We start from the raw sequence: 25,731 nt of genomic DNA, 5'->3' as shown, positions 1-25,731 counted from the left end.
AGATCCCGCACGTCGGCGGTGCACCCGATAAGACGGGAGCATGTCGGACTCACCCCTCGTCCTCGGCCCGATGCTGCGCTACACCGATGAGACGACCGCCGCCGTCTGGGTCGAGACCGCGAACGCGGTCATCGTCACGGTGCGCATGGGCGCTCGCCAGTGGAACGCCCGCACGTTCGGCGTTCATGGCCATCACTACGCCCTCGTCGAACTCGACGGGCTCGAGCCGGGAACAAGTGAGGAGTACGAGATCGTCGTCGACGACCGGCCGGTGTGGCCCGCGCCGGACGCCGGACATCCCGCGTCACGCATCGTCACCCGCGATCCGAAAGCGCGACTGCGGATGGCCTGGGGGTCGTGCCGCACCAGCGTGCCCCATGACCGGAAGGGCAACCGTCGACACGGCATCGACGCGATGCGCACGTTCGCGCTCGCGATGGCCGAGGATGCCGCACTGCGCCCCGACCTCATCCTGCTGCTCGGCGACCAGGTCTACGCCGACATCACGACCGAGGCGATGCAGGACTTCATCCGTGACAAGCGCGACATCCGCGAGCCTCCGGGCACCGAGCTCAAGGACTTCGAGGAGTACGCCCACCTCTACCGGCTGGCCTGGTCGGACCCGATGAACCGATGGCTGCTGTCGACGGTGCCGAGCGCCATGATCTTCGACGACCACGACGTACGTGACGACTGGAACGCGTCGTTGTCGTGGAAGAAGTCGATGGAGCAGACCTCGTGGTGGCACGGGCGCATCGTCGCCGGTCTCGCCTCGTACTGGGTGTATCAGCACCTCGGGAATCTCTCACCCCGCGAACGGGCGGACGACGAGATCTGGCAGCTCATCGCCGCGCATGACGGACCGGACGAGCCCGACGTCACCGAGGCCCTCGACGCCTTCGCCGACCGTGTCGACCGCGAACCGACCACCTACCGGTTCAGCTACGCGCGGGACTTCGGCGACATCCGGCTCGTCGTCGTCGACTCGCGCGCCGCACGCGACCTCACGCCGAGCGATCGGGCCCTCGTCGACCGCGTCGAGTGGTCGTGGGTCGACCAGCAGTTGCGGGGCGATGTGCGGCACCTGCTGGTGGCGACCTCACTGCCGTTGCTGCTGCCCATGGGTCTGCACCATGTCGAGTCGTGGGACGAAGCGCTCGCCCAGGGGGCCTGGGGGCGATGGTTCGCGCGGATCGGCGAGCGGCTGCGGCAGATGGTCGATCTCGAGCACTGGGCGGCGTGGCAGAACAGCTTCCGGGCGATGGCGACGTCGCTCACCGAAGTGGCCGACGGCGAGCGCGGACGTGCGCCCGAGACCGTCACCGTGCTGTCCGGCGACGTGCACTACTCGTACGTCGCCGAGATCGCCCGCGACCGCGGCAGCAGGATCGTGCAAGCGGTGTGCTCACCCGTGCGCAACCCGCTTCCCATCGTCATGCGCTGGTTCTCGGTGGTCATGTCGTACGGCGTGGCGACCCCTTTCGGCGCGCTCGCGGCGCGCTCGGCGAAGGTTCCCGACCCGCCCTTCACCTGGAACACGATCGCCGGCCCCTGGTTCGACAACAACCTGTCGGTGCTCCAGGAGCGGCCCGACGGCCTCGATCTGAGTTGGCACGCGGGACGCGTCGACGACGGCGACGATCTGCATCCGCGCATCGATCAGGTCGCGAGGCTCGAACTCGGCGCACGGCGGGAAGAGCGGGGAAGACCCCGCAGCCAGTCCCCCATGGCGGTGTAGGCCTCGGCGCGCGGCTGCGGCCGTGACAGGAACACGTCGTGGATCGCCCCGTCGATGCGGGCGAGGGTGACCCGCCTGCCGATCCTCGACGCCGCACGCGCGATCTCATCGACCACGAGCACCGAGTCGGTCGAGGTCATACGGTCGTCCCATTGCACGGGCGGCGTCGAACGGGTCGACAGCAGCACCAGCGCCGGGCACCCCACGTCGATGCCTGCCGCCACCGCGGCATGGCCGGCGATCACCGCGTGCAGCCAGCCAGGGTGCGTGGCGAAGCCCTGGGCGGGCCGCCAGTCCTCGCGGTAGCCGGTGGCCGGGAGGACGCCGAGCTCACGCTGTGCGCGCGTGTAGAAGCCGAGGTCGACGACGGGATGCGTGCCGCGCGGATCGAACCGGGCGCGCACACCCACCAGCGGTGCGATCGCCTGACGCCCGATCGCGCCGAGCTGGAATTCGAGCCAAGGACTGTTGAGCACCAGGGCGGCCGCCCGACCGGGGTGACGCGCCGCCCACAGCGAGAGCGTGAGACCGCCCGTGGAATGACCCAGCAGCACGAGCCGGCGGTGGGATGAGGCATCCGGCGCGTGTCCCATCGCCGCCAGGCCGGCATCGATGTCGGGGTCGTACTCCGCGAGACGGTCGACGTAGCCGGGCGTCTGGCCGTCGCGCAGGCTGCGCCCGTATTTGCGCAGATCGAGCGCGAAGAACCGCGCACCGCGGTCGGTCCACCACCGGGCGAGCTCGACGTCGAAGAAGTAGTCCGACCAGCCGTGGACGGCGAGGACGTCGACGTCGCGCAGCGGGCCGAGCAACCGGCGAGCGGGCGAGGGCAGCCGGCGCACGAGCGTCGCGCCGACCGGGCCCTCGACATCAGCGCCGAGGGGGAGCGACAGCTGCTCGAAGCCGACCCCGAGCAGATCGGGTCGCCACTCATCCGTCATAGAGCCACCCTACGAGAGCAGCGTCGTCAGCCGCGGACCCCGGCCACGATCGTCGCCGCGATCGCCGCGGCGTACTCCGGCGGGTCGTCGGGTTCGACATCTGTCGCCCACCGCAGCCAGCTGCCGCCCGCCAGGACGTCGATCGTGCACGCCCACTCCTCGCTCGTGCCGCACGACACGGCGGCGTGGTCCTCGCCCGGCAGCGTGACGGGGGTGCCGCGGACTGCGCTGACGAACGCCCACGCTCCGCCGGGCAGGAACGTGAGTTCGCCGACGCTCGACGTGAACGGGTCGACCCCGACCTCGTAGTAGTAGCACGGCAGCGCGTCCCATTCGTCGACGAGCGTCCAGGCCTCGATCGACCAGCCGCCGGCGGGGAACCCGATCGCGAGCTCGGGCGAACCGAGGGCTCCGGCGAGCGCCTCAGGGGGCAGGATCCCGCCGCATCCCTCGGCGATCGCAACCGTCTCCGTGGGGGGAGCCCACCGGTCGTCCGACGCGGGCAGTGCGACGAGATAGCTCCGGATGCCGCTGATCGCCGCGTCGAGACGGGCCTCGGCCTCGTCGACGTCATCGACGGCGATGCCGCTGGATCTCAGTTCGGCGTACGAGCCGGCGACGAGATCGACCCACGTGCAGGAGAAGTCCTCCAGCAGCGGAGAGCATCGCGGCTCTTCGCCGTCACCGTAGACCTCGGCGCGGGCGGTGATCGCCCCGGCGCCGTCGGGGACGACGAAGATCGTCGCGCTCGACCCCGACCCGTCCTGCGCACCCCCGAACTCGCACACCAGACCCCCCAGCTGCGGGATCGCGTACTGAGCCGGTCCGCCGAGCCAGCGGGGTCCGCCGGCGGTCTCGGGGACCGTGGCATCCAGCTGCACGTCGCCGCCGAGGAGCTCGGCGATCGTCTCGGTGAAGTCGGGACACGCGAATTCGAACCGGCTGCCGGGGCCCTCGTCGGCCGACTCGGTGGGCGTCGGCGACGGTGCGGAGCTGACCGTCGGCGCACGCGACTCCGTCGCCGCCTCCTGCGGCGCGGCGTCGCAACCCGCCAGCAGCACGGTCGCGACCGCCAGCGAGCCGAGCGATACCTGCACGAGAGGGCGCCGCATCCGTCGATCATGACACGGGATGATCGAGCGCCGCTCGGCGCATCTCGTCGCGTCCTGCACGCCGACCCGCGCGCTGCGGCCGCCCCGGCGCGAGCCGGGCGTGCGGTTGTCACATGCCGCGCGAGATCGCGATCATCTCGTCGCGCGGCACGACCTTCACGCGGGCGCGCTCGTGCGGCTCGCCCTGGGCGATCTCGTGCTCGTCGAGTCGATGCCACCCCTCGAGGTCGGTCCACGCGATGCCACGCTCTTCGAGCAGGCGAGGGATCGCCTCCTCCGACGGGTCGGCGGGCTGCCACCACGACCCCTGGTCGTTGATGAGGTGGCGGATCGTCTCCATCGCGTCCGACTTGGTGTGGCCGATGAGGCCCACCGGGCCGCGCTTGATCCAGCCCGTCGCGTACACGCCGGGCACGCGCTCGTTCGAGTCCTTGCGCAGCACCTGACCCTCGTGGTTCGGGATGACACCGTGGCGCTTGTCGAACGGCACCCCGGGCAGCGGTGAGCCGAAGTAGCCGACCGCGCGGTACAGCGCCTGGATCTCGAGTTCGCGGATCTCGCCGGTGCCGACGACGCCTCCCTCTCCATCGGGTCGGGTGCGCTCCCACCGCAGACCGCTCACCCGACCCTCGTCGTCGGTGAGCACCTCGAGAGGGCGCGCATAGAAGTGCAGGTGCAGGCGCCGCGATGCCTCTCCCCCCGCGTTGTTGACCGATTCGCGCTTGCGCCATGACTGCAGCACCCGGTCGATGACCATGACCTGCTTGTTGCTGGCGATCGCCGCGCGCGAGGCCTCGTCGTAGTCGAAGTCCTCGTCGTAGACGACGATGTCGACATCGCGCAGCTCGCCGAGCTCGCGCAGCTCGAGGGGTGTGAACTTCACCTGGGCCGGGCCACGACGGCCGAAGACGTGCACGTCCGTGACACGGCTCGCCCGCAGGCCCTCCTCGACGTTCGCGGGGATCTCGGTCGGCATGAGGTCTTCGACGTGCTTGGCGAGCATGCGCGACACATCGAGCGCGACGTTGCCGTTGCCGATGACGGCGACGGATGCCGCGTCGAGAGGCCACTGGCGAGACACGTCAGGATGCCCGTCGAACCAGCTGACGAAGTCGGCCGCACCGTACGATCCGGCGGCATCGATCCCGGGGATCGCGAGGTTCGCATCCTGCACGGCGCCGGTGGCGAAGATCACCGCGTGGTAGTGGCGCTTGAGGTCGTCGAGGGTGATGTCCTCGCCGAACCGCACGTTGCCGAAGATCCGGATGTCACCTCGGTCGAGCACGCCGCGCAGTGCCGTGATGATGCCCTTGATGCGAGGGTGATCGGGCGCGACGCCGTAGCGGACGAGCCCGTACGGGGCCGGCAGCTGCTCGAAGAGGTCGATCGACACGTCGAATTTGCGCTCGGCCTTCAGCAGGATGTCGGCCGCATAGATGCCGGCGGGCCCGGCGCCGACGATGGCGAGCCTGAGCTTGGTCATTGGTCCTCCCGCGGAGCCGACTCGGCGGCCCCTCAAGTGTCGTGTGTCAGCTGGAGCGATCGGCGACGGCCTGCGCGAAGCGCGTCAGCGCCTCGCGCACCGGGCCGTCGGGGAGCGGATCGAGGGCGGCGACGGCTTCGCGCGACCACTGGTGCGCCAGGCGCAGCGTCTCATCGGTGGCGTCGTGGTCGCGCAGCTGCGCGAGGTCGGCGTCGAGGACTGCGGCGTCCTCGCCGGCGGCGATGTCTGCGACCCCGTCGTCGATGCGGGCGCGCAGGCCGACGGATGCGGCATCCGTCCGGCGCCCGAGCAGCAGGTACGGCATGGTGGGCACACCCGCGCGCAGGTCGGTGCCGGGCACCTTGCCGGTCTCGTCGGGGTCGGACGACAGATCGATCACGTCGTCGAGGAGCTGGAAGGCGACGCCGGCCTTCTCGCCGAAGACGCGCAGCGGCTCCTCGTACGCGCTCGGGGCGTTCGAGAAGATGACTCCGGCCTGGGCGGCCGCCGCGATGAGCGAACCGGTCTTGTCGGAGAGCACCTGCAGTGAGTAGTCCACGGGGTCGTCGTCGACGCCCGGGCCGACGGTCTCGTGCATCTGCCCCAAGACGAGACGCTCGAAGGTGTCGGCCTGAAGCCGGATCGCGCGATCTCCGTGGCGCGCCATGATCTGGCTCGCGCGCGAGAAGAGCAGGTCGCCGGTGAGGATGGCGACGTTGTTGCCCCAGACGGCATGGGCGCTGGGCACCCCGCGCCGACGGTCGGCGACGTCCATGACGTCGTCGTGGTACAGCGAGCCGAGGTGCGTCAGTTCGAGTGCGGTGGCGACGTCGACGACGCCGTCGATGACGCCGTCGCCCAGCTGTGCGGTCAGCAGTGCCAGCATCGGGCGGACGCGCTTGCCGCCCGCTTCGTACAGATAGCGGCTCGCCGAGTCGGCGAGCGCATCGGTGACGTGCAGCTCACGCTGCAGCGACGCATCCACCCGCTCGAGGCCCGCCTCGACCGTGGCGAGCAGCCGCCGAGACCGCGGGCCGGCGAAGATCCGGTCCGTCAGACCGAGATTGCCCGCGAGACGCGAGTCGGGTGGCGGCGGAGTCACCCCCACAGCCTACCGGCGGGCGGGAGGGCTCATGCCGGGCGACGAGCGCGGTGCAGCGCGACGATCCCCATCGTCAGGTTCCGGTACGCCACGTCGGTCCATCCGGCTTCGCGGATCCACGCCGACAGCGTGCGCTGGTCCGGCCACGCGCGGATCGATTCGTTCAGGTAGTCGTACGCGTCGGCATTCGACGACACCGCCTTGGCGACCACGGGCAGGACCCGATCGCTGTAGAAGCGGTAGGCGCCCCCGAATGCCTTCGACGGCGTGTGCGAGAACTCGCACACGACGAGCCGGCCGCCCGGCCGGGTGACGCGCAGCAGCTCGCGCAGCGCCTGCGACGGGTCGTTGACGTTGCGCAGCCCGAACGACATCGTGACGGCGTCGAATTCCGCGTCGTCGAACGGCAGGTCGGTCGCGTCCGCTTCGACGAAGGTCAGATTCGGGATGCCACGGTGCCGGCGGCGCCCCTCGGCGATCATGCCCGGCGAGAAGTCGGCCGCGGTCACGGTCGCGCCGCTGCGGGCGAGAGCGACACTCGACGCGCCGGTTCCGGCGGCGAGATCGAGGATGCGCTCGCCCCGGCGCGGTGCGACCGCGCGCGTGGTCGCCGCGCGCCACAGCTTGTCGTTGCCCATGCTCAGCACGGTGTTGGTGCGGTCGTAGCCGGCGGCGACCTGGTCGAACATGCCGCTGACGCGTGCGGGATCCTTGCCGAGGTCGGCGCGCGTGGCCCGCTCGACGAGATCGGCCAGAGTGCGCAGCCACCCGTCGGCGGTCGGGCCGTCGAAGGGTGCCTCGCCGGCCCCCACGGCACGCTCGAGCTCCACCGCGCGCGCCTCGAGCCGCGCGACGATGTCGGCGGGATAGCCGAACGCGACGCGATGCTCGTCCCACTCGTCGCGGTCGTCGATGTACAGGCCGCGGTCGGCGTGCTCGACGACGTCGAGGTCCATGTCGATACCGGTCGGCTCACCGGCATCCGACCAGCCGGCGTCCCATGCGAGATCGATGTAGACCGACGTGCGCGCCGGCGGGGCGTTGTGCGTGAAGGCGTACTCGCCGTCCGGGGGTACGAGGGTGACGTTCGGAGCCTGCGCGATCACCTCGCGTCCGGGACGCGCACTGCGCCAGCCGATCTGCTGACCGAACCAGTCGCCCCAACGGTCGCTGCCGAGGTACACGCACTCGTGCACCCAGTGCGGCGATCCGTCCCACTTGCGCCAGGTGAACTCGACCCGCGTGCCGGGCGCCGGACGGGACGGGGAGTCGGATGCGGGAACGCCGGGCATGCGACGAGTCTAGGCTTTTCCTCGTGACCTTCCTCGATGCCGCCCGACCCGCGAGGCTGGTCGCCACCACCCGCGAGGCCGACCCGGTCGAGGACCTGCTCGCCTACGCGCATCCGACGGCACCGCTGGTGTGGTTGCGCCGCGGGGACGGATTCGTCGGGGTCGGCGAGACCCTGCGGATCGACGTCGCGGGCGCCGGCGATTCCGTAGGGTCGGCGTGGCGCGCCGCGGTCGAGGACGCCGCGGTCGACGACCCGGTGGGCCTGCACGGCACGGGTCTGATCGCGTTCGGAGCGCTGCCCTTCGACCCGGAGTCGACCACGCGCGGGGCGTTGATCGTGCCGTCGGTCGTCCTGGGGCGATCAGGCGATCGCTTCTGGATCACCACGATCCATCGCGAGGGGCGGCCTGCTCCGCAGCCGCCCGAGGCCACGGGCTACGGGCCGTACTGGGCCGCCACGCTCGGACCGGGCCGGCTCGACCCCGAGGGGTACCAGAACGCCGTGCGGGGCGGTCTCGACGCGATCGCCGCCGGCGAGGTCAGCAAGGTCGTCCTCGCCCGTGAGCTGGTCGGCACCATTCCGGCCGGATCCGACCTGCGACGGCTCGCCCGCGCGCTGTCGACGGGATACCCCGATACCTGGGCCTACGCCGTCGACGGACTGATCGGCGCGAGCCCGGAGACCCTTATCTCGGTGGCCGGCGGCGTCGCGACCGCACGCGTGCTCGCGGGCACCGCGGCGCGCGGAGCCGACCCCGACGCGGATGCCGCCGCATCCCTCGCCCTCGCAACGAGCGCCAAGGACCTCGACGAGCATCAGTACGCGGTGCAGAGCGTCGTCGCGGCATTGCGGCCCTACGCGGGCGCCCTCTCGGCGAGCGAGCAGCCGTTCGCCCTCAAGCTGCCGAACGTGTGGCACCTGGCCACCGACATCGAGGCCGGGCTCGCCGACTCCGCATCGTCCCTGGATCTGGTCGCGGCGCTGCACCCGACCGCCGCGGTGGCCGGCACGCCGACGGATGCCGCCATCGCGGCCATCCGCCGCCTCGAGCCCTTCGACCGAGGCCGCTACGCCGGGCCGGTGGGCTGGGTCGACGCGAACGGCGACGGCGAGTGGGCGATCGCGCTGCGGTGCGCCCAGGTCGGTGAAGCGACCGGCGGCGACACCCTGCCGGTGACGGCGCACGCCGGGGCCGGCATCGTCGCCGGAAGCGACCCCGAGGCGGAGCTGCTCGAGACCCGCGTCAAGTTCCGGCCGATCGTCGACGCGCTGGCGTAGGCCTCAGGTCGCGGCGAGCCGGGCGCGCTCGGTGGCGATGTCGTAGTCGGCGACGGGCCAGTGGGGGTCGACCGCGGCGAACGTGCGCAACAGCAGCGTCTGGACGGCGAGCCGGGCGTACCACTTGTGATCGGCAGGCACCACGTACCAGGGCGCGTGATCGGTCGAGGTGCGCTCGAAGACGGTCTGGTAGGCCGACATGTAGTGCGGCCACAGCGAGCGCTCGTCGACGTCGCCCGGGTTGAACTTCCAGTGCTTGTCGGGCCGGTCCAGGCGCTCCATGAGTCGGGCGCGCTGCTCCTCGTACGAGATGTGGAGCATGACCTTCAGCACGTGCGTGCCGTTCTCGGTCAGCTCCTGCTCGAAGTCGTTGATCGCGCCGTAGCGGCGCTCGATCTCCTCCGGCGGCGCGAGTTCGCGCACCTTCGCCACCAGCACGTCCTCGTACTGCGACCGGTCGAACACGCCGATCTGTCCGGCCTCGGGCAGCGCCTTCTCGATGCGCCAGAGGAAGTCGTGCTTCAACTCGGTCGGCGTCGGCTTCTTGAAGGCCGTGATCTTCACCCCCTGCGGGTCGACCGAGCCCACGACATGACGGATGATCCCGCCCTTGCCGGCCGTGTCCATTGCCTGGAGCACGAGCAGCACGGACGAGTGCGTGGCATCCACTCGACTGCGCGCGAAGAGGCGATCCTGATACTCGTCGAGCTCGGCCGCGCCCGTCGCGAGATCCTTGGCGCCCTGCTTCTTCCCGTGCGCGTAGCCGGGAGTCCCCGTAGGGTCCACCCCGGAGAGGATGAACCCCTCGCTCACGCGCAGCAGCTGCGCGACGTCGTCCGACCAGATGTCCTCAGCGTCCTTGCCCATCCGCCCATCATGGCCGATGCGGGGGCCGCGCGTCGGATTCAGCGTGTCAGCGGCACCTCGATGAGGATGCGCCCGCTCAGCGGGGCGGTGAGCGCCTGGTCCAGCTCGCCGCGCGTGGTAGCCCGACGGAACTCCCACCCGGTGGCGGCGGCGAGCCGCTCGAGGTCGGCCGTGTGCGGCGTGTACAGCACGCGGTCCATCGCGGCCTCGCCCGCGATCTCGGCGACCTCGAGACCGTCGAAGATCGTGCCGCCGCCGTCGTTGCCGACGATCACCTGCATCCGCGGGGCAGCCTCGCCGGGAGGCAGCAGCAGGGCGCCGAGGTCGTGCAGCAGGGCGAGGTCACCCAGCAGCACACGGGTGACCCCCCGGGCTCCCGCCGACTCGGCCGCGAGCGCGATGCCGATCGCCGTGGCGACCGTGCCGTCGATGCCGGCCAGGCCGCGGTTCGCGTGAACGGGCACGCGCTTGCCCGCGAGCACCGCGTCGGCGACCCGCACGAGCCGCGATGAGCCGAACATCAGCCGGTCGTGCGGCCACGTCGCCCGCCACACGGCGTCGACCAGCGCCTCGCGGTCGAGCGGCGCACGGATCACGCCCAGTTCATCGCGGATCGCACCGAGCCGCTCGTCGGGAACGACGGAGCTCAGCGCGTCCGCATCGGGTGCCGGTGGAGCGAGGTCGACGGCGGCGGCGCGCGAGGCCCGCATCCACGCGCCGAGCCAGTCGCGATCGGCTTCCCCCGCGCCGACGGCGATGAGATCGACGGGCACGGTCCGGCCGTTGAGGTTGAGCGGCTCCCCCGGTCCGCGCAGCGCGAACACCTCGACGTCGGTGCGCGAGAGCAGCGCGGTCACTTCGCGGCTGAGGGTCGGATGCCCGACGACGACGACGCGCTCGACCCGACCTCCGAGTTCGGGCTCGCGCAGCAGAATCCGGTACCCGTGCACGAGGTGCGGTCCGAACCGCGACCCGCTGACGATCTCGGCGACCAGGGGCCAGCCGCCGGCGCTCGACAGCACCTCGGCGTCGGGCCCGGCGTCCGCGCCGGCGATGACGACCGTCCGCGGTCCGCGCGCGAGCACGGTGGGCAGCTCGCCCGGCTCGTCGGGTACGTCGGAACCCCCGATCCCGCCGCCGCCCTGGTACAGAGCCCCGGATGCCTCATCCTCGGGCTGCTCGTCGATGGGGGGCCGGTCGGGATCGAGGACGACCGGAGCGGGATCGAGCACGGGCATCCCGAGCCAGGCCGGCAGCTCGCCCGCGAGAGGCTCGCGCAGCGGCATGTTGAGGTGCACCGGGCCCGCGGAGCGCAGTCCCGCGCCGAGTGCGGCGTCGAACGCCTCGTCGGCCACCGTGCGCAGCAGCGCGGTCTGCGCAGCGTCGCCGCCCGCGTCGACCTGGTCCGGCACGGGCAGGTCGGCTTCGTATCGCACGCTCGGCGCGTACATGCCCGGCTGCCGAGTCGTCTGGTTCGCTCCGACGCCTCGCAGCTCGGGCGGCCGGTCGGCGGTCACGAGGATCAGCGGCACGCCGGCGTGATGGGCCTCGAGCGCGGCGGGGAGCAGGTTCGCGGCGGCCGTGCCAGACGTGCAGACGACGACGGCCGGCACGCCCGACTCTCGTCCGACGCCGAGCGCGGTGAAACCGGCGACGCGTTCGTCGATCCTCACGTGCAGGCGCACGACGTCACGCGCCTCCAGCTCGGCGGCCACGAGGGCGAGAGCCTGCGAACGCGAACCGGGGCTGACCACCACGTGGCGCACGCCGCGGTCGACGAGTCGTCCGAGCAGTGCCGCGGCGGCGTCGGTCGCGGGCGATGCCGGGGAGCGCGCGTCGGGCGGCGCGTCGCCGCTGCTCACGTCAGCTGACGGCGCCGCGCTGTTCGCGGCCGTCATCGTCGCCGTCGCCGCGTTCGGCGCCGCGCGCGGGCGGATCGGAGGGCGCGGGGTCAGCGGCGGCGGCCGCGTCGGATGCGGCGTCGTCGGCGTGCGTCAGGTTCCACCGCGGGTCGTCGTCTTCCGCGTCGAGCTGTGCGAGCTCCTCCTCGAGTCGGCGGATGCGCTCATCCTGGTCGGCGATCGAGCCGATCGTGCCCAGGAACTCGGGGTCGTCGTCGGGTGCGCGGCGCGCGGCCATCGACGCGGCGCGCGTGCGGCCGATCGTCAGCCACAGCAGTCCGCCGACGACGGGCAGGAAGACCACGATGAGGATCCAGGCGCTCTTGCGCACCCCGCGATGGCGGGTGGGCGGCTGCACGGCGCAGTCGACGATGGTGAAGACCCAGAACGCGGTCGCCACCAGAGCGAGGATCAACAGCACCCGAGGCACTCCTCCATCCTAGGCGCGCGTCCGCTGCGGGGGCCGGGTCGTGACCCAACCGTGGCAGAGGGCTAGGATGACGGACGCTTACCATGGAGGGATGCGCGCCCGCTCCGTCTTCGTCTATTCGGTGCTGCGACTGCTCGCGTTCCTGGTGCCCTTCGGCCTGCTCATGCTGCTGCCGATCGGGCGCGAGTTCTATTGGCTGTCCGCTCTGTTCGCGGCGATGATCGGCCTCAGCATCTCGCTGCTGTTCCTGCGCACGCCGCTCGACGAGGTCAGCGCCGGGCTCGCCGAACGCCGGGAAGCGCGCCGGCGCGAGGCATCCGATGAGCAGGTCGAGGACGCCGCCACCGACGAAACCTGACCTCCCGGTCGCCCCCTCCCCCCTCCCCCCTGTCGAGCGGACAGGAATGCACGCGACACGCCGGGAGAGTCGTGCATCCTCGTCCGCTCGGCGCCAGATGAGGAGGACGGGCGAGATCAGCCGACGAACGCCCAGGCCAGGAACGCGCCGTATCCGAGCGATGTGAGCGACGTCAGTGCGAGGGCGACGACCAGCTCTCGCGGATGCCGGTAGGTCCACACGATGAGGATCGCCGGCAGAGCCGCCAGCAGCGCCAGCAGCGTCAGCCATGCGATCGGGTAGAACAGCGCCAGGAAGATCGCGATCGCGAAGGGCGCCAGCACGAACACCGTGAACAGCCAGCGCGTCGCCGTGCGGCCGATGAGCACGGTGAGGGTGCGTTTGCCGGCCGCGCGATCCTGATCGATGTCGCGCAGGTTGTTCGCCAACAGCACCGCGCAGGCGATCAGGCCGGCGCCGACCGCGCCGAACCAGGCCTCCTGCGGCAGCGAGAACGCCTGCACCCATGTCGTGCCGAGCGTCGCGACCAGGCCGAAGAACACGAACACGAACAGCTCTCCGAGGCCGTAATAGCCGTACGGCCGCTTCCCGCCGGTGTAGAACCACGCCGCCGCGATGCACACCAGACCGACGGCGATCAGCCACCACTGCTGTGTGCGAATCGTGATCGCCAGGCCTGCGACGGCCGAGATCGCGAAGAACGCGAGTGCGACGACCAGCACCGTACGCGGCTTCGCCTTCTTCGACGCGGTGAGGCGCTCGGGACCGATGCGGTGGTCGTCGGTCCCGCGCACGCCGTCGCTGTAGTCGTTGGCGAAGTTCACGCCGATCTGCAGCGACACCGACACGATGAGGCAGAACAGCGCGATCACCCAGTGGAACGCGTCGACGACGACCATCGCCGCCCCCGACCCGATGACGACGGGCGTCACTGCGAGCGGCAGGGTGCGCAGCCGTGCCGCGCCGATCCAGTCTCCCGCCGTCGCGGGCTTCACCTGCCGGGGGTCGCGAGGGACGTTCGCCTTCTGGGGGTTGCCGCGGGCCGTCTGCTTCTTGGGCCCGGGGCGCTTGCGCTTCTTGCTCGAGGTGCCTGCCACGACTGGACATCATAGGCCGACGCGACCGTGTCAATGCAGCGAGAGCACCGCCCGCCGGATCGCCTCGCGGTCGGGCTTGCCCGATGGGAGGGTCGCGAGCTCGTCGACGAGCACGAGACGCACCGGCCGCGCGTGCGCCCCGATCTCGGCGGCGACGGCCGCACGCGCCTCGTCGAGCTGGATCGCCTCGCTGCGTCGCAGCGCCTCGCCACGACCGGCGACGATGACGGATGCTTCGCCCCACCGTTCGTCGGGCACCCCGACGACGACCGCGGCGGCGAGCCCCGGCACCGAACGGACGACGCGCTCGACCCGGTCGAGCGAGACGTTGATGCCGCCCGAGACGATGACGTGATCGAGGCGCCCGCGCACGCGCAGCACGCCGTCCTCGATGACGCCGGCGTCGCCGGTGCGATACCAGCGCACACCGGCGTCGTCGTGCGGGAAAGCCGCTGCCGTCGCCTCGGGTTCGGCGAGATAGCCGTCGGCGAGCATCGGTCCGGACACCTGCACCTCGCCGTCGACGGTGCGCACCGAGACGCCGGCGAGCGGCACACCGTCGTATACGCATCCGCCGCTGGTCTCGGTCGAGCCGTAGGTGCGCACGATCCGGACTCCGGCGGCCTCGGCGCGCTCGAGCGTCACCGCCGCGAGCGCCTGACCGCCGATCAGCACCCGGTCGAACGCGCGCAGCGCCTCGGCGACCGCGCGGTCGTGATCGGCGGCGTCGAGCAGGCGCTGCAGCTGAGCGGGCACGAGCGACGTGAAGGTCGGCTCGCGCGCACCGTCGCGCGTCCGCGGCATCATCAGCGCCGCCTCGGCGAAGGATGCCGGAGTGAAGGGACCCTCGAGCAGCACGGGCTCGCGCCCGGCGACCACCGAGCGCACCAGAACCTGGAGTCCCGCGACGTACGCGGCCGGCAGCGCGAGCAGCCACGTGCCCGTGCCGATGCGGTCGGCGGTCGCGCGTGCCGAGGCGACGACGGCGTCGCGGGCGAGCACGACGCTCTTGGGGATGCCGGTCGATCCCGACGTCGTGATGACCGCCGCCGTGCCGTCGCCGACGTGGGCGGGGCGGCGGTCGACCAGACCCAGGCCCAGCGCGGGTCCGTCGCCGGAGAGCACGGCGCGCACGGCAGCGAGGATGCGCCGCGGATCCGCATCGGTGATCGGCTCGAGCCTCATCGCGACCGTGACCCGTCGCGCGTCAGTAGTGCCACGGGTACGCCGACCAGTCCGGGTCGCGCTTGCCGAGGAACGCGTCGCGACCCTCGACCGCCTCGTCGGTGGCGTAGGCGAGCCGGGTGGCCTCGCCCGCGAACACCTGCTGGCCGACCAGACCGTCGTCGACGGCGTTGAACGCGAACTTCAGCATCCGGATCGCCGTCGGCGACTTCGTGAGGATCGTCCGCGCCATCGCGATCGCCTCGCGCTCGAGGTCGGCGTGCGGCACGACGCGATTCACCGCGCCCATCTCGTGGGCACGCTGCGCGGAGTACTCCTCGGCGAGGAAGAACACCTCGCGCGCGGTCTTCTGACCGACCTGCCGCGCGAAGTAGGCCGAGCCGTATCCGGCGTCGAACGAGCCGACGTCGGCGTCGGTCTGCTTGAACCGGCCGTGCTCGGCCGACGCGATCGACAGGTCGCAGACGACGTGCAGCGAGTGCCCGCCGCCGGCGGCCCACCCCGGGATGACGGCGATGACGACCTTGGGCATGAATCGGATGAGCCGCTGCACCTCGAGGATGTGCAGGCGCCCCGCGCGAGCGGGATCGGGTGTGGTCGCGTCGTCGGCAGCGTAGGTGTAGCCGTCGCGACCGCGGATGCGCTGGTCTCCGCCCGAGCAGAACGCCCAGCCGCCGTCCTTCGGGCTCGGGCCGTTGCCGGTGATCAACACGACGCCGACACGCGGGTCCTGACGTGCGGCGTCCAGAGCTCGGTACAGCTCATCGACGGTGTGCGGACGGAACGCGTTGCGCACTTCGGGTCGATCGAACGCGACGCGGGCGATGCGTCCGTCGAGACTCACGTGCGCGGTGATGTCGGTGTAGTCCTCGGCGCCGGGCGCGAGGGTCCACTGCTCCGGGTCGAACAGCTCTGAGACCATGGGTGCCAGCCTAGAGTCCCGCGCCGCTCACGGCAGGTCGGGCTCCTCGATCGTCGCCGGGGGCAGCAGGCCCTCGAACGGCTCGAGCCGCTCCTCGAAGTCCTCGACCGTCGTCGCCAGGAACGGGCCGCCGGTGTACCAGACGGTGGCCCGGGCACCGGCGATCTGGAGGAAGAGCGTCCCGCCGAGGTCGTCGCTCCACGCCCGCACGCCGTCGCCGGTGTCGACGTCGCCGTCGACATCGGCCTCGAAGGGCAGATCCAGGCGCTCCGCTGCCCCGGCCACGGCGTCCGTGAGCACGGCGCGTCGGCCGAGGTCGCCGGCGTCGTCGCTGATCCAGGTCGGCGAGTCGATCCGCCAGAACGCGGACACGCCACCCCAGCCGTTGACGATCGCCCTCGCCCCGGACGGCTGGTCGCCGACACGCCACGCCCATCCGAACGCGCTGCTCGTCGCGTCGACCACATCGCGCACCGCATCCTGCGAGGTGCGGGCGATGCCGCCGATGTCGACCAGTGGCGGGTCGGCGGGAGGATCCCACCCGGCGATACCCGGGTACACGCCCCACAGCACGAATCCGCGGTCGAGGGTGAAGGAGACGACCCCCACGCGCGCGACGACGTGGTCGGACACGGCGGTCAGCACGACGGGGTTGACCAGTGCGACCAGGGCGACGGCGAGCGGTGCGACCACGCGCGAGTCGCGACGCACCGCCACGAGCGTCGCGAGCACCGCCACCGCGATCGCCGTGATGCCGATGAGCGTGAGCACCGGCCACGGCGCCTGCAGCATCGCGGCGACGACCGCCGCCGATGCGGCGAGACCGCCCGCCGCCAGCGCGACCCGTGGCCTCGGGATGCCGCGGCGCACCGCCGTCGGCGGTTCGGTCACCATTGCACGCCTGCCGCGGCCTGCACGAGCGCGAAGCTCGCCGGGTTGAGCAGCGCGGCGATGACGAGCGTCGCGACGCCCGCGGTGCGGGTGCGCACGTCGAGGGTCGCGAGGAACCCGAGCACAGCGGCGGCCACGAGCACGATGACCGCGAGGACGGCGATGTCGCTGAAGACGGGGGCCTCTCCCGGCTCGGTCAGCGCGAACAGCCACAGCGTGACGGCACCGGACAGTCCCGCCAGCGGCGGGAGGACGCCGATCGCCAGGGCCCGGATCATCCACCTGCGGTGATTGGGCGTGCCGCGGCGAGGGACGGCGATGAGTCCTCCGGTCATGATTCAGACGCCGTTCTTCGCGTCGCGCCAGCGCAACCAGGACGCGACGAGGTCGTAGTCGAAGTCGGGGCCCAGGATGCCGAGCGTGAACAGCCGCGCGCCGCCGGCGAACAGAGCGTCGGCCTGCGCCCCATCGCGGCGTCCGAGCTCGCTCGAGATGACGAGTCCGGCGGTGTCGCGCTGCTCGGTCTCGGCCCACCGTTCGATGACCGCGAGCTTGTGGGGCAGCTCCTCGGCGCCGACGAAGCTGTGCCAGATGTCGGCGTGCCGGGCGACCAGACGCAGGGTCTTCTTCTCGCCCTTTCCGCCGATGAGCACGGGGATGCGGCGCGTCGGCGGCGGGTTGAGCTTCGCCCAGCGCGCTTCGATCCGTCGCAGCCCGTCGGCGAGGTCGTCGAGACGGGATCCGGCGGTGCCGAACTCGTAGCCGTACTCCGTGTAGTCCCGCTCGAACCAACCCGATCCGGTGCCGAAGATGAAGCGTCCTTCGCCGCCTCGCGCCGAGATGTGATCGATGGTGCGGGCCATGTCGGCCTGCAGGTCGGGGTTGCGGTAGCTGTTGCAGTTGACCAGCGCGCCGAACTCGACCCGCTCGGTCTGCTCGGCCCACGCCGCTAGTGTCGTCCACGACTCGCTGTGCAGGCCGTCGGGGTCACCGGAGAGCGGGAAGAAGTGGTCCCACGTGAAGATGACGTCCACGCCCATGTCCTCGAGACGGCGGACGACGTCGCGCAGCTGGGGATAGGTCACATGCTGGGGTGGGATCTGCACGCCGAGGCGCACCGGGACGTCGAGGAGCATGGCTTCAGCCTAGGCATCCCGGCGCGCGCCGGAGCGACTCAGCCGCGTCGCGCGGCCACCGTCTTGCGGACGGTGTCGATGATGTCCCACACGCACGTGCCGGCGATGACGAAGCCGGCGACGATCGTGACGATCCTCCCCACCTGCTCGCCGCCTGACGGGATGATCGTCGGGAAGAACTCGGGGTTCACCAGCTGGCCGGTGGCCAGCAGCCACAGTGCCGGCACCGCGAGCGCGAGGTTCAGCACGATCGCGATGGCCGCGAGCGGGATCGTCCAGCGACGCACGACGTGGACGACCAGCAGCAGCAGCGCGTCGAGGGCGAGGACGATCAGGGCGTAGGTCACGCCCGCCGGCCACAGCTCGGGAGCGACGAACGACACCGGGATGCCGGGGACGAACCCCACGAAGTGATCCCACATGAGCGCTGCGGTCGCCGCGAGCAGCGCGACCACGCCGCCGATCACCTCGCCGACGCCGGTGCCGCTCTGACGGGGCTCGGGCAGGTGGTCGACCGTCCAGGTCGTGAGAGGGCCCGCTGGGCGCTGATAGCGCTCGACCAGAGCGAACACGAACGTCGTCCAGAACACGAGGTGCACGGCGACGGTGATCGCACCGCCGACGGCCGAGCCGATGATCGCGCCGACGCCGGCGCCCGAGAGCGTCTGACCCAGCGCGATGCCGAGCGCCGCGAGCGGCACGACGATCCACAGCAGCACGGTCACGAGGCGTTTCCAGTCCAGGAAGTACTGCGGCCCGATGAGCTGCAGCGGCCGGCCGGTGTAGCCCGCGGCGAGTTTGTCGGGATCGCCGAGCGCGGTCAGCACCTCGCGCTCGGCGCGCTCGCGAGGCTCGCCGCCGTCGACGCGCGCGTCGATCTGGTCGTCGATCGACGTGCGCAATTCGGCTGCCAGGTCGTCTCGCTGGTCGTCGGGTACGGTGCGCATCGCCGCGGCGACATAGCGTTCGGTGAGGGTGTGGGCGGACATGTCAGCTCCCTTGGGGAAGGTCGTGGATCGCACGGACGATCTCGGTGAATTCGGTGCTGAGCGCGGCCGCGAGCCGATCGCCGGCGGCGCTCGTGCGATAGAACTTGCGGGGACGTGCCTCGTCGGTGTTCCACTCGCTGGTCAGATGACCCTGCTTCTCGAGGCGGCGCAGCAACGGGTAGAGCGTGTTGGCGTCGGTGTCGAACCCACGCCCCTGGAGCTCTTCCAGCAGGCCGTAGCCGTAGCCCGGTTCGCGCAGCAGCCGCAGACAGGCGAGCACGACGGTGCCCCGTCGCAGCTCTTGCACGTGGGTCTCGAGGGCCTCGTTCTCGCTCATGCGTCACACTGTACTGTGTGACGCACACTATAGTCAAGCGCACATTGATGCAGAGCGTGCAGGCGGAATGATGGGGACGTGACACCTGCACTCCCCTCCACCGCCGAGCTGCTCTCGACCGCACGCGTCGTCGCACTCCCCCTGCGTACGCGCTTCCGTGGCGTGGGCGTCCGAGAGGCGCTGCTGCTGCAGGGTCCGCAGGGGTGGACGGAATTCTCACCGTTCCCCGAGTACGACGACGTCGAGGCGGCGATGTGGCTTACGGCCGCGATCGACTACGGCTGGAACCCCCAGCCCGCCGGGGTGCGCACCACCGTGCGGGTGAATGCCACTGTTCCGGCCGTGGCCGCGGCATCGGTCGCCGGCGTCCTCGCGCGGTTCCCCGGATGCCGCACCGCCAAGGTGAAGGTCGCCGAGCGCGGTCAGACCCTCGCCGACGACGTCGAACGGGTCGCCGCGGTTCGCGCGGCACTCGGACCCGAAGGACGCATCCGCGTCGATGCGAACGCCGCGTGGAATCTCGACGAGGCCGAGCACGCGGTGCACGCGCTGGCGGAGTTCGACCTCGAGTACGTCGAACAGCCCTGCGCGACGATCGATGAGCTCGCCGAGCTGCGACGCCGCATCCGCTACATGGGCATCCCCGTCGCCGCCGACGAGAGCGTCCGCAAAGCCGATGATCCGCTTGCGGTCGCGCGCGCGGGCGCCGCCGACCTCGTGGTGGTGAAGGCGCAGCCGCTGGGCGGCGTCGTCCGGGCACTGGACATCGTCCGCGAAGCGGGACTGCCGGCGGTCGTCTCGAGCGCACTCGACACCTCGATCGGCCTCGGCATGGGTGCGGCGCTGGCCGCCGCACTGCCCGACCTCGACTTCGACTGCGGCCTGGGCACGGCGGCCCTGCTCGCCGCAGACGTCACCGGCACGCCGCTGGTGCCTGTCGACGGCGCCATCCCCGTGGGGCGCGTTCAGGCCGACCGGGAGCTGCTGGACCGCCATCGCGCCCCCGCCGACCGCGAGCGCTGGTGGCTCGATCGACTCGCCCGCTGCCGAATCCTGCTCGGAGAGTGAGGACGCCGGTCAGCGCCCGGCGTCGACGGGCCGGATCGCGATCTGCGCGATCCGCGCCAGCTCGGCACCCACGGCGCGGCGGCGCTCTTCGGCGGACAGTCCACGCATCACGCTGCGGATCGCGGCGCCCTCCCACGCCATGAGCATGAGTCGCGCGGTGCGATCGGCGGGCAGCCGGAACGCCAGCACGCGCGCCTCCGCGATGTCGTCGATGATCTCGGTGATCTGCTGCAGCAGCTCGTCCTCTTGCGCGAGGTACGCATCGGCCAGTTCCGCATCGCGCAGCGCGTGGATGCGGATCTCGCTCATGAGCAGCACGCTCTCACGGTCGTCGGCGTCGAAGTCGAGCACCTGCTGTACCAGGCCGAGCACCTGTGCAGGGTCGGCGCCCAGATCGGCGCGGCACTTGAGGTCGCTCACGCGTTCACGGACGATGCGCATCCGCTCGCCGCTCACCGCCGCCACCAGCGCCAGGAACAGCTCGTTCTTCGATTCGAAGTTCGAGTAGAACGCTCCGCGGGTGAAGCCGGCGCGCTCGCAGATCGCCTCGACGGACGCCGCATCGAGCCCGACCTCGGCGAACACCTGGGCGGCGGCATCCAGCAGCTTCTGCCTCGTCACCTCACGGCGGGGCGAGGCGACGCTCACGGTCTCGGTCATCGCGCTCCTTCCGCCGTCATCTTCACACGGTCCGTTCAGGTTCGGCCGCGATTCGGCCCCTACGATACACTCATGTATCCGATACAGCGCTGTATCCAGACTGTCTGAACCCCTGGAACCCGGAGCCGCTGTGTCCACACTCCTTTACACGCTCGGCCGTTGGTCGTTCCACCACTCCTGGCGTGTTCTGATCGCCTGGCTCCTGCTCCTCGTGCTCGCCGGCGGCGGCGCCCTCGTGTTCATGAAGGGCACCGACAACTCGTTCTCGATCCCCGGCACCGAGGCGCAGGAGGGCATCGAACTGCTCGCGCGCTCGTTCCCCCAGGCCGCAGGAACCAGCGCCCAGCTCGTCATCGTGGCCGCGGACGGCGACGACATCGAAGAAGAGCCCTACACGTCTCAGATCGAGGACTCGATCGGTCAGCTCGAAGACCTCGACGGCGTGCTCGCCGTCACCGACCCGTACGACGAGATGGTCACCGGCCTCGTCTCGGACGACTCGACCGCCGCCATCATCCGCCTGCAGTTCGACGGCGCGCCGACGGACGTCACCGACGAGACGACGGATGCCCTCATGCAGGTCGCCCAGGACGCCCGCGATGAGCTGCCCGAGGGCTCGGCGGTCGCGATCGGCGGCGAGCTGTTCTCGACGTCGGTGCCCTCCCTCACGATCACCGAGGCGATCGGCGTGCTCATCGCGCTGTTCGTGCTGATGGTCACCTTCCGGTCGTTCGTGGTCGCGTGGTTCCCGTTGGTGAGCGCCCTGATCGGCGTCGCCCTCGCGATCGCACTCATCTACGTCTCGACCGCGTTCGCGACGATCTCGTCGACCACGCCGATGCTCGCGATCATGCTGGGGCTGGCCGTGGGCATCGACTACGCGCTGTTCATCGTGGCCCGACATCAAGACCAGGTGCGCACAGGGACCGATCCCGCGGAATCGGCCGCGCGTGCGACCGGCACCGCCGGGTCGGCCGTCGTGTTCGCGGGGATGACCGTGCTCATCGCCCTCATCGGCCTGTCGTTCGCCGGCATCCCGTTCCTCACGACCATGGGCATCGCCGCCGCGGTGGCCGTCGCGATCGCCGTACTGGTGGCTGTGACCCTCACTCCCGCGCTGCTCGGCTTCGCGGGCGCTCGCGTCGCCGGGTGGAAGCGGGTCGGCACCGGTTTCCGCTTCGGGCGCCGCCGGAGAAGCGCCGACGCCGACGGCGGAACACCCTCCGCCGCGAGGCAGAACGGCTGGGTCATGCTCGTGACACGGCATCCGATCGTCACGACCGTCGCGGTCGTCGTCACACTCGGCATCGCCGCCATCCCCGCCGCGAGCCTGACTCTCGCATTGCCGAACGCCGGTGTCCAGCCCGAGTCGAGCGAGGCGCGACAGGCGTACGACCTGACCGCCGAGCACTTCGGACCCGGCGAGAACGGCGCGCTCATCATGGCGGGGACGATCGTCACGTCGACCGACCCGCTGGGGCTCATGGAAGACCTCGCCGACGAAATCGAGCAGGTTCCCGGCGTCAAAGAGGTCGCGCTGGCGACCCCCAACGAGACCGCCGACACGGGTCTCATCCAGATCGTCCCCGAGACGGCGCCGGATGACCCGGCGACCGCGCAGCTGGTGCGCGACCTGCGCGCCGAGCACGAACGGCTGCTCGACGAGTACGGCGTCGACCTCAAGGTCACCGGGTTCACGGCCGTCGGAATCGACATCTCGGACCGGCTGGGCGCCGCGCTGCTGCCGTTCGGCCTGTTCGTCGTCGGCCTCTCGTTCATCCTGCTGATGATCGTGTTCCGCTCGATCTGGGTGCCGCTGAAGGCCACCGTCGGCTATCTGCTGTCGATCCTCGCCGCGTTCGGCGTCGTCGCTGCGGTCTTCGAGTGGGGCTGGTTCGCCGACGCCCTGCACGTGGCGCGCACCGGACCGGTGATCAGCTTCATGCCGATCATCCTCATGGGCGTGCTGTTCGGACTCGCGATGGACTACGAGGTCTTCCTGGTCTCGCGCATGCGCGAGGACTACGTCCACGCCCTGCGGGCGGCGGGCCCCGACGCGAATCGCCGCCGGATCGCGATGGCCGCGATCCGCTCGGGCTTCACCGCATCGGCGCGCGTGGTCACCGCGGCCGCTCTCATCATGTTCTTCGTCTTCGCGGCGTTCGTGCCCGAGGGCGACTCGTCGATCAAGCCCATCGCACTCGGACTGGCGGTCGGGATCGCCGTCGACGCGTTCCTCGTGCGCATGACGCTCACGCCTGCTGTCATGGCGCTGCTGGGCGACAAGGCCTGGTGGATGCCGCGCTGGCTCGACCGCCTCCTCCCCCACTTCGACATCGAGGGCGAGGCCGTCGAGCGCGAGCTGGCCCTCGCGGACTGGCCCGAGCCGAACACCACGGCAGCCCTCGTCGGTGAGCGGGTGGGGGTGCACGCCGAACCCTCGGGCTCGGGGCGCGTGGCGCTGTTCGACGGCGCCGACTTCCGCATCGAGCCGGGCGGCACCCTCGTCGCCGTCGGCGACGCCCGTTCCTCGCGCGCCTTCGCGTTGGCGGTCTCAGGCCGCCTCGGCACCGATGAGGGCCGGTTGCGCGTCGGCGGGCACCTCCTGCCCGAACGCGCACCGTGGGTGCGCAGCCACGTCGGCCTCGCCCTGCTGCGGGGCGCGGACGACCCGCTGCGTGAGCTGCGCGCGGCGCTGTCGGGCCGCATCGGCATCGTCGTGGTCGACGGCCTCGACGACCTCGACTCCGCCGACCGCGACCAGGCCGCTGCCGTGCTGCGCGACGCCACGGCGGGCCGCGGCGCCGACGGGCCCCTGACCGTGGTCGCCACCACCGCCGCCGCACCGGTGACCCGCGACATCCTGACCGACGCCCGCCGCACCGACACCTCGGTGCTCGCGCTGCGGGTCCGCTCCGCTTCGACCTCCCCCGCCTCCGAGGTGATCGCATGACCCTGCCCATCGAACGCTCCCGTTCGCGACGGCCCGTCACCTGGCTGACGATCGTCGGCATCGTGCTGCTGCCCGCCGTGATCGGCGGCATCCTCGTCGCCGCGCTCTACAACCCGACCGAGCGCCTCGACGCGCTCAACGCCGCGGTCGTGAACGAAGACGCGCCGGTCACGATCGACGACCAGCTCGTGCCGCTCGGGCGTCAGCTCACCGCCGGGCTCGTCGAGGGCTCCGACGAGATCGAGAGCAACCTCACGTGGACGATCTCGAATCCCGGCGACGCCGCCGACGGCCTCGCCGACGGCACGTACGACGCGGTCATCACGATCCCCGAGAACTTCTCGGCCGCGGCCACATCGACCCAGCCGGGCGGAACGCCCGAACAGGCCGTCATCGAGGTGACGACCCCGGACGACAGCCTCATCGTCGACGACGCCGTGACCGCGCAGGTCACCACGGCGGCGGCATCCCTCATGGGAGACGAACTGTCGACTCTGTACCTCGAGAACGTCTTCCTCGGCTTCACGACGCTCGGCGATCAGCTCGGCGACGCCGCAGACGGCGCGGCCCAGCTCGCCGACGGCATGTCGCAGACGGCCGAGGGTGCCCAGAGCCTCGCCGACGGCATCGTCGAGCTCGCCGGCGGCGCCGGTCAGCTGGCATCGGGAACCGCCGAGTGGGCCGCCGGCGCGAACGCGGCGTCGGCAGGCATCGATCAGTGGGCTGCGGGGTCGCAGTCGATCGCCGGCAACACCCGCCAGATCGCGGGAGGCGTCGCACAGATCGGTGCGGGACTCGCACAGTCACCCCAGGTGCCCCAGCAGATCGTGGATGCCGCGAATCAGGCGGCCGCGAACAGCGACCAGATCTCGGCGGCCGTCTCCGACGCGGTCGCGCAGCTCGACCAGCTCGCTGCGGAGTGTCTCGCCGAGGGCGGCTCGCCCCAGCTGTGCGACGGCATCGCGGCGGCCGCCGCCCGCGCCGACGAGGCGCTGCCGGCGGTCACCGGGGTGATCGACAGCGCCGATGAGATCGCGGCGGGCATCGAGGGTCTCAACCAGCTGCCGGCCGTGGGGCAGACCCTCGTCGGCATGTCGGGGAACCTCAACGAGATCGCCGACGGAATGGCGGGACTCGCCGCCGGCGCGACCGAGGCCGCCGACGGCGTCTCGCAGCTCGCGGCGGGCGCCGATCAGCTCGCGGCGGGCGCCGGCGGTCTCGCGTCGGGCGCGACAGCGGCGGCGGACGGTGCGGGCCAGCTCGGCGACGGCGCGGACGAGCTGGCGACCGGGACCGACGAGCTCGCCGAGGGCCTCGCGACCGCCGTCGCCGCCCTTCCTTCGTACACCGACGACGAAGCAGCCGACCTCGCGAGCGTCGTCGCCGATCCGGTCGGCACCGACGGCCTCGGATCGTCGCTGTTCGGGGCATCCGCCATTCCGCTGCTGTCGACGCTGGCCCTGTGGTTCGGGGGGCTCGCCACGTTCATCGTGCTGCAGGCGGTCTCGCGACGCGCGCTGACGTCGCGGGCGTCATCGGCGACGCTGGCGCTGCGCTCTCTCGGGCCGGCGGCCGCGATCGGCGCGCTGCAGGGGCTGCTGGTCGCCGGTGTCGTCCAGTGGGCTGCGGGGTACGAGTGGGCGCAGTGGTCGGTGTTCGCGGGCGTGAGCATCGCGGCGGGAATCGCGTTCGCCGCGGTGAACCAGGCCCTCGTCGCCGCCCTCGGAGGCGCGGGCCGCTGGATCGCCGCGCTCGTCGGGGTGCTCCTCGTGGCCACCGGGGTCGTCTCGACGGTGCCCGGCGTGCTGAACGCGATCGCCGCGGTGCTGCCGACGTCCCCCGCCTACAACGGGATGGTGGCCGCGTTGACCTCGGCCACCGGCGTCGGTGCCGCCCTGACGGGGCTCGCGATCTGGACGCTCCTGGCCGTGATCGTCACGGTGCTCGCCGTCGCCCGCCGACGCACGGTCTCGGCGCAGGCCGTGCTGA

General features: G+C 71.5%; 23 protein-coding genes and 1 pseudogene. 6 read left to right on the top strand and 18 right to left on the bottom strand.

The window, feature by feature from the left end:
• Positions 1-40: 40 nt before the first annotated feature.
• Positions 41-1,738 (top strand): alkaline phosphatase D family protein, encoded by a 1,698-nt coding sequence (locus ABD663_RS14250; protein ID WP_344739669.1) that lies wholly within the window; start codon positions 41-43, stop codon positions 1,736-1,738.
• Here the strand turns inward: ABD663_RS14250 and ABD663_RS14245 are convergent.
• The 6 genes and pseudogenes from ABD663_RS14245 to ABD663_RS14220 form a co-directional block, all read right to left on the bottom strand.
• Positions 1,660-2,679 carry an alpha/beta hydrolase gene (locus ABD663_RS14245; RefSeq protein ID WP_344739667.1) on the bottom strand — a complete coding sequence of 340 codons (1,020 nt, stop codon included), beginning with the start codon at positions 2,677-2,679 and terminating at the stop codon, positions 1,660-1,662. The genes ABD663_RS14250 and ABD663_RS14245 overlap by 79 nt on opposite strands.
• 26 nt (positions 2,680-2,705) lie before the next feature.
• Positions 2,706-3,791 carry a hypothetical protein gene (locus tag ABD663_RS14240; RefSeq protein WP_344739665.1) on the bottom strand — a complete coding sequence of 362 codons (1,086 nt, stop codon included), beginning with the start codon at positions 3,789-3,791 and terminating at the stop codon, positions 2,706-2,708.
• Between the two features lie 109 nt (positions 3,792-3,900).
• The gene (locus ABD663_RS14235; protein WP_344739663.1) at positions 3,901-5,274 is read right to left on the bottom strand and encodes an FAD-dependent oxidoreductase; all 1,374 of its coding nucleotides are present in this window, start codon (positions 5,272-5,274) and stop codon (positions 3,901-3,903) included.
• A 46-nt stretch (positions 5,275-5,320) separates the two neighbouring features.
• Positions 5,321-6,376, bottom strand: coding sequence for a polyprenyl synthetase family protein (locus ABD663_RS14230; RefSeq protein WP_344739661.1), 1,056 nt, complete (start codon positions 6,374-6,376; stop codon positions 5,321-5,323).
• 29 nt (positions 6,377-6,405) lie between these two features.
• Entirely contained in the window at positions 6,406-7,065 is a 660-nt protein-coding gene (locus tag ABD663_RS14225) for a class I SAM-dependent methyltransferase (protein WP_425561801.1), read from the bottom strand.
• Positions 7,066-7,188: 123 nt separating this feature from the next.
• Positions 7,189-7,668 (bottom strand): annotated as a pseudogene (locus ABD663_RS14220) (DUF402 domain-containing protein); the annotation flags it as partial.
• Between the two features lie 23 nt (positions 7,669-7,691).
• Between ABD663_RS14220 and ABD663_RS14215 the strand changes: the two are divergent.
• Positions 7,692-8,948, top strand: a complete 1,257-nt coding sequence (locus tag ABD663_RS14215; protein ID WP_344739659.1) for an isochorismate synthase — start codon at positions 7,692-7,694, stop codon at positions 8,946-8,948.
• 3 nt (positions 8,949-8,951) lie between these two features.
• Here ABD663_RS14215 and ABD663_RS14210 read toward each other — a convergent pair whose 3' ends face one another.
• The 3 genes from ABD663_RS14210 to ABD663_RS14200 are packed head-to-tail and all read right to left on the bottom strand — an operon-like array spanning position 8,952 to position 12,146.
• On the bottom strand, positions 8,952-9,815 hold the full coding sequence (locus tag ABD663_RS14210; protein ID WP_344739657.1) for a polyphosphate kinase 2 family protein: 864 nt from the start codon (positions 9,813-9,815) through the stop codon (positions 8,952-8,954).
• A 38-nt stretch (positions 9,816-9,853) separates the two neighbouring features.
• Positions 9,854-11,713 (bottom strand): 2-succinyl-5-enolpyruvyl-6-hydroxy-3-cyclohexene-1-carboxylic-acid synthase, encoded by a 1,860-nt coding sequence (gene menD, locus ABD663_RS14205; protein ID WP_344739655.1) that lies wholly within the window; start codon positions 11,711-11,713, stop codon positions 9,854-9,856.
• Entirely contained in the window at positions 11,679-12,146 is a 468-nt protein-coding gene (locus ABD663_RS14200; protein WP_344739653.1) for a PLD nuclease N-terminal domain-containing protein, read from the bottom strand. Before ABD663_RS14200 ends, menD begins: the two co-directional genes overlap by 35 nt.
• A 91-nt stretch (positions 12,147-12,237) precedes the next feature.
• On the opposite strand from ABD663_RS14200, the gene ABD663_RS14195 reads away from it, so the two are divergent.
• Complete coding sequence (locus ABD663_RS14195) at positions 12,238-12,504, top strand: DUF4229 domain-containing protein (protein WP_344739651.1); 267 nt, start codon at positions 12,238-12,240, stop codon at positions 12,502-12,504.
• 116 nt (positions 12,505-12,620) lie between these two features.
• On the opposite strand, the gene ABD663_RS14190 is transcribed toward ABD663_RS14195, so the two are convergent.
• Genes ABD663_RS14190 through ABD663_RS14155 form a run of 8 tightly spaced genes read right to left on the bottom strand, consistent with a single transcriptional unit; the run spans position 12,621 to position 19,061 of the window.
• Complete coding sequence (locus ABD663_RS14190) at positions 12,621-13,601, bottom strand: 1,4-dihydroxy-2-naphthoate polyprenyltransferase (protein ID WP_344739649.1); 981 nt, start codon at positions 13,599-13,601, stop codon at positions 12,621-12,623.
• Positions 13,602-13,631: 30 nt separating this feature from the next.
• A complete protein-coding gene (locus ABD663_RS14185) occupies positions 13,632-14,786 on the bottom strand; it encodes an AMP-binding protein (RefSeq protein ID WP_344739647.1) in 1,155 nt (384 codons plus the stop codon).
• A gap of 22 nt (positions 14,787-14,808) precedes the next feature.
• Positions 14,809-15,708, bottom strand: a complete 900-nt coding sequence (locus tag ABD663_RS14180) for a 1,4-dihydroxy-2-naphthoyl-CoA synthase (RefSeq protein WP_344739645.1) — start codon at positions 15,706-15,708, stop codon at positions 14,809-14,811.
• A 27-nt stretch (positions 15,709-15,735) separates the two neighbouring features.
• Entirely contained in the window at positions 15,736-16,599 is an 864-nt protein-coding gene (locus ABD663_RS14175; protein WP_344739643.1) for a hypothetical protein, read from the bottom strand.
• On the bottom strand, positions 16,596-16,934 hold the full coding sequence (locus tag ABD663_RS14170; RefSeq protein WP_344739641.1) for a hypothetical protein: 339 nt from the start codon (positions 16,932-16,934) through the stop codon (positions 16,596-16,598). The genes ABD663_RS14175 and ABD663_RS14170 overlap by 4 nt, the downstream gene beginning before the upstream one ends.
• Before the next feature lie 3 nt (positions 16,935-16,937).
• Positions 16,938-17,735: an LLM class F420-dependent oxidoreductase gene (locus tag ABD663_RS14165; protein WP_344739639.1), complete on the bottom strand. Its 798-nt coding sequence runs from the start codon at positions 17,733-17,735 to the stop codon at positions 16,938-16,940.
• Positions 17,736-17,773: 38 nt separating this feature from the next.
• The gene (locus tag ABD663_RS14160) at positions 17,774-18,724 is read right to left on the bottom strand and encodes a permease prefix domain 1-containing protein (RefSeq protein WP_344739637.1); all 951 of its coding nucleotides are present in this window, start codon (positions 18,722-18,724) and stop codon (positions 17,774-17,776) included.
• A 1-nt stretch (position 18,725) separates the two neighbouring features.
• Complete coding sequence (locus ABD663_RS14155; RefSeq protein WP_344739635.1) at positions 18,726-19,061, bottom strand: PadR family transcriptional regulator; 336 nt, start codon at positions 19,059-19,061, stop codon at positions 18,726-18,728.
• Between the two features lie 78 nt (positions 19,062-19,139).
• Between ABD663_RS14155 and ABD663_RS14150 the strand changes: the two genes are divergently transcribed.
• Entirely contained in the window at positions 19,140-20,129 is a 990-nt protein-coding gene (locus ABD663_RS14150; RefSeq protein ID WP_344739633.1) for an o-succinylbenzoate synthase, read from the top strand.
• Positions 20,130-20,138: 9 nt separating this feature from the next.
• Here the strand turns inward: ABD663_RS14150 and ABD663_RS14145 are convergent, their stop codons facing one another.
• Positions 20,139-20,789, bottom strand: coding sequence for a TetR/AcrR family transcriptional regulator (locus ABD663_RS14145; protein WP_344739631.1), 651 nt, complete (start codon positions 20,787-20,789; stop codon positions 20,139-20,141).
• A gap of 130 nt (positions 20,790-20,919) precedes the next feature.
• Here ABD663_RS14145 and ABD663_RS14140 point away from each other — a divergent pair, with 130 nt between their 5' ends.
• Positions 20,920-23,742 carry an MMPL family transporter gene (locus tag ABD663_RS14140; RefSeq protein WP_344739629.1) on the top strand — a complete coding sequence of 941 codons (2,823 nt, stop codon included), beginning with the start codon at positions 20,920-20,922 and terminating at the stop codon, positions 23,740-23,742.
• Positions 23,739-25,731 (top strand): YhgE/Pip domain-containing protein (locus ABD663_RS14135; RefSeq protein ID WP_344739627.1); only part of this gene is annotated, 1,993 nt, incomplete at its 3' end. The genes ABD663_RS14140 and ABD663_RS14135, both read left to right, overlap by 4 nt.

The sequence above is a fragment of the Microbacterium awajiense genome, from assembly GCF_039536545.1.
In the GTDB taxonomy this organism is placed as follows: domain Bacteria; phylum Actinomycetota; class Actinomycetes; order Actinomycetales; family Microbacteriaceae; genus Microbacterium; species Microbacterium awajiense.
Note: the sequence above shows the minus strand (reverse complement) of the source record. Positions and strands in the feature narration are given on the sequence as shown.

What these genes read in the sequence shown, in the direction of transcription:
- ABD663_RS14250 (WP_344739669.1), top strand. Translation starts at nt 41, where the DNA reads ATGTCGGACTCACCCCTCGTCCTCGGCCCGATGCTGCGCTACACCGAT.
- ABD663_RS14245 (WP_344739667.1), bottom strand. Translation starts at nt 2,679, where the DNA reads ATGACGGATGAGTGGCGACCCGATCTGCTCGGGGTCGGCTTCGAGCAG.
- ABD663_RS14240 (WP_344739665.1), bottom strand. Translation starts at nt 3,791, where the DNA reads ATGCGGCGCCCTCTCGTGCAGGTATCGCTCGGCTCGCTGGCGGTCGCG.
- ABD663_RS14235 (WP_344739663.1), bottom strand. Translation starts at nt 5,274, where the DNA reads ATGACCAAGCTCAGGCTCGCCATCGTCGGCGCCGGGCCCGCCGGCATC.
- ABD663_RS14225 (WP_425561801.1), bottom strand. Translation starts at nt 7,065, where the DNA reads ATGTTCGACCAGGTCGCCGCCGGCTACGACCGCACCAACACCGTGCTG.
- ABD663_RS14210 (WP_344739657.1), bottom strand. Translation starts at nt 9,815, where the DNA reads ATGGGCAAGGACGCTGAGGACATCTGGTCGGACGACGTCGCGCAGCTG.
- menD (WP_344739655.1), bottom strand. Translation starts at nt 11,713, where the DNA reads ATGACGGCCGCGAACAGCGCGGCGCCGTCAGCTGACGTGAGCAGCGGC.
- ABD663_RS14195 (WP_344739651.1), top strand. Translation starts at nt 12,238, where the DNA reads ATGCGCGCCCGCTCCGTCTTCGTCTATTCGGTGCTGCGACTGCTCGCG.
- ABD663_RS14185 (WP_344739647.1), bottom strand. Translation starts at nt 14,786, where the DNA reads ATGAGGCTCGAGCCGATCACCGATGCGGATCCGCGGCGCATCCTCGCT.
- ABD663_RS14180 (WP_344739645.1), bottom strand. Translation starts at nt 15,708, where the DNA reads ATGGTCTCAGAGCTGTTCGACCCGGAGCAGTGGACCCTCGCGCCCGGC.
- ABD663_RS14170 (WP_344739641.1), bottom strand. Translation starts at nt 16,934, where the DNA reads ATGACCGGAGGACTCATCGCCGTCCCTCGCCGCGGCACGCCCAATCAC.
- ABD663_RS14165 (WP_344739639.1), bottom strand. Translation starts at nt 17,735, where the DNA reads ATGCTCCTCGACGTCCCGGTGCGCCTCGGCGTGCAGATCCCACCCCAG.
- ABD663_RS14160 (WP_344739637.1), bottom strand. Translation starts at nt 18,724, where the DNA reads ATGTCCGCCCACACCCTCACCGAACGCTATGTCGCCGCGGCGATGCGC.
- ABD663_RS14155 (WP_344739635.1), bottom strand. Translation starts at nt 19,061, where the DNA reads ATGAGCGAGAACGAGGCCCTCGAGACCCACGTGCAAGAGCTGCGACGG.
- ABD663_RS14145 (WP_344739631.1), bottom strand. Translation starts at nt 20,789, where the DNA reads ATGACCGAGACCGTGAGCGTCGCCTCGCCCCGCCGTGAGGTGACGAGG.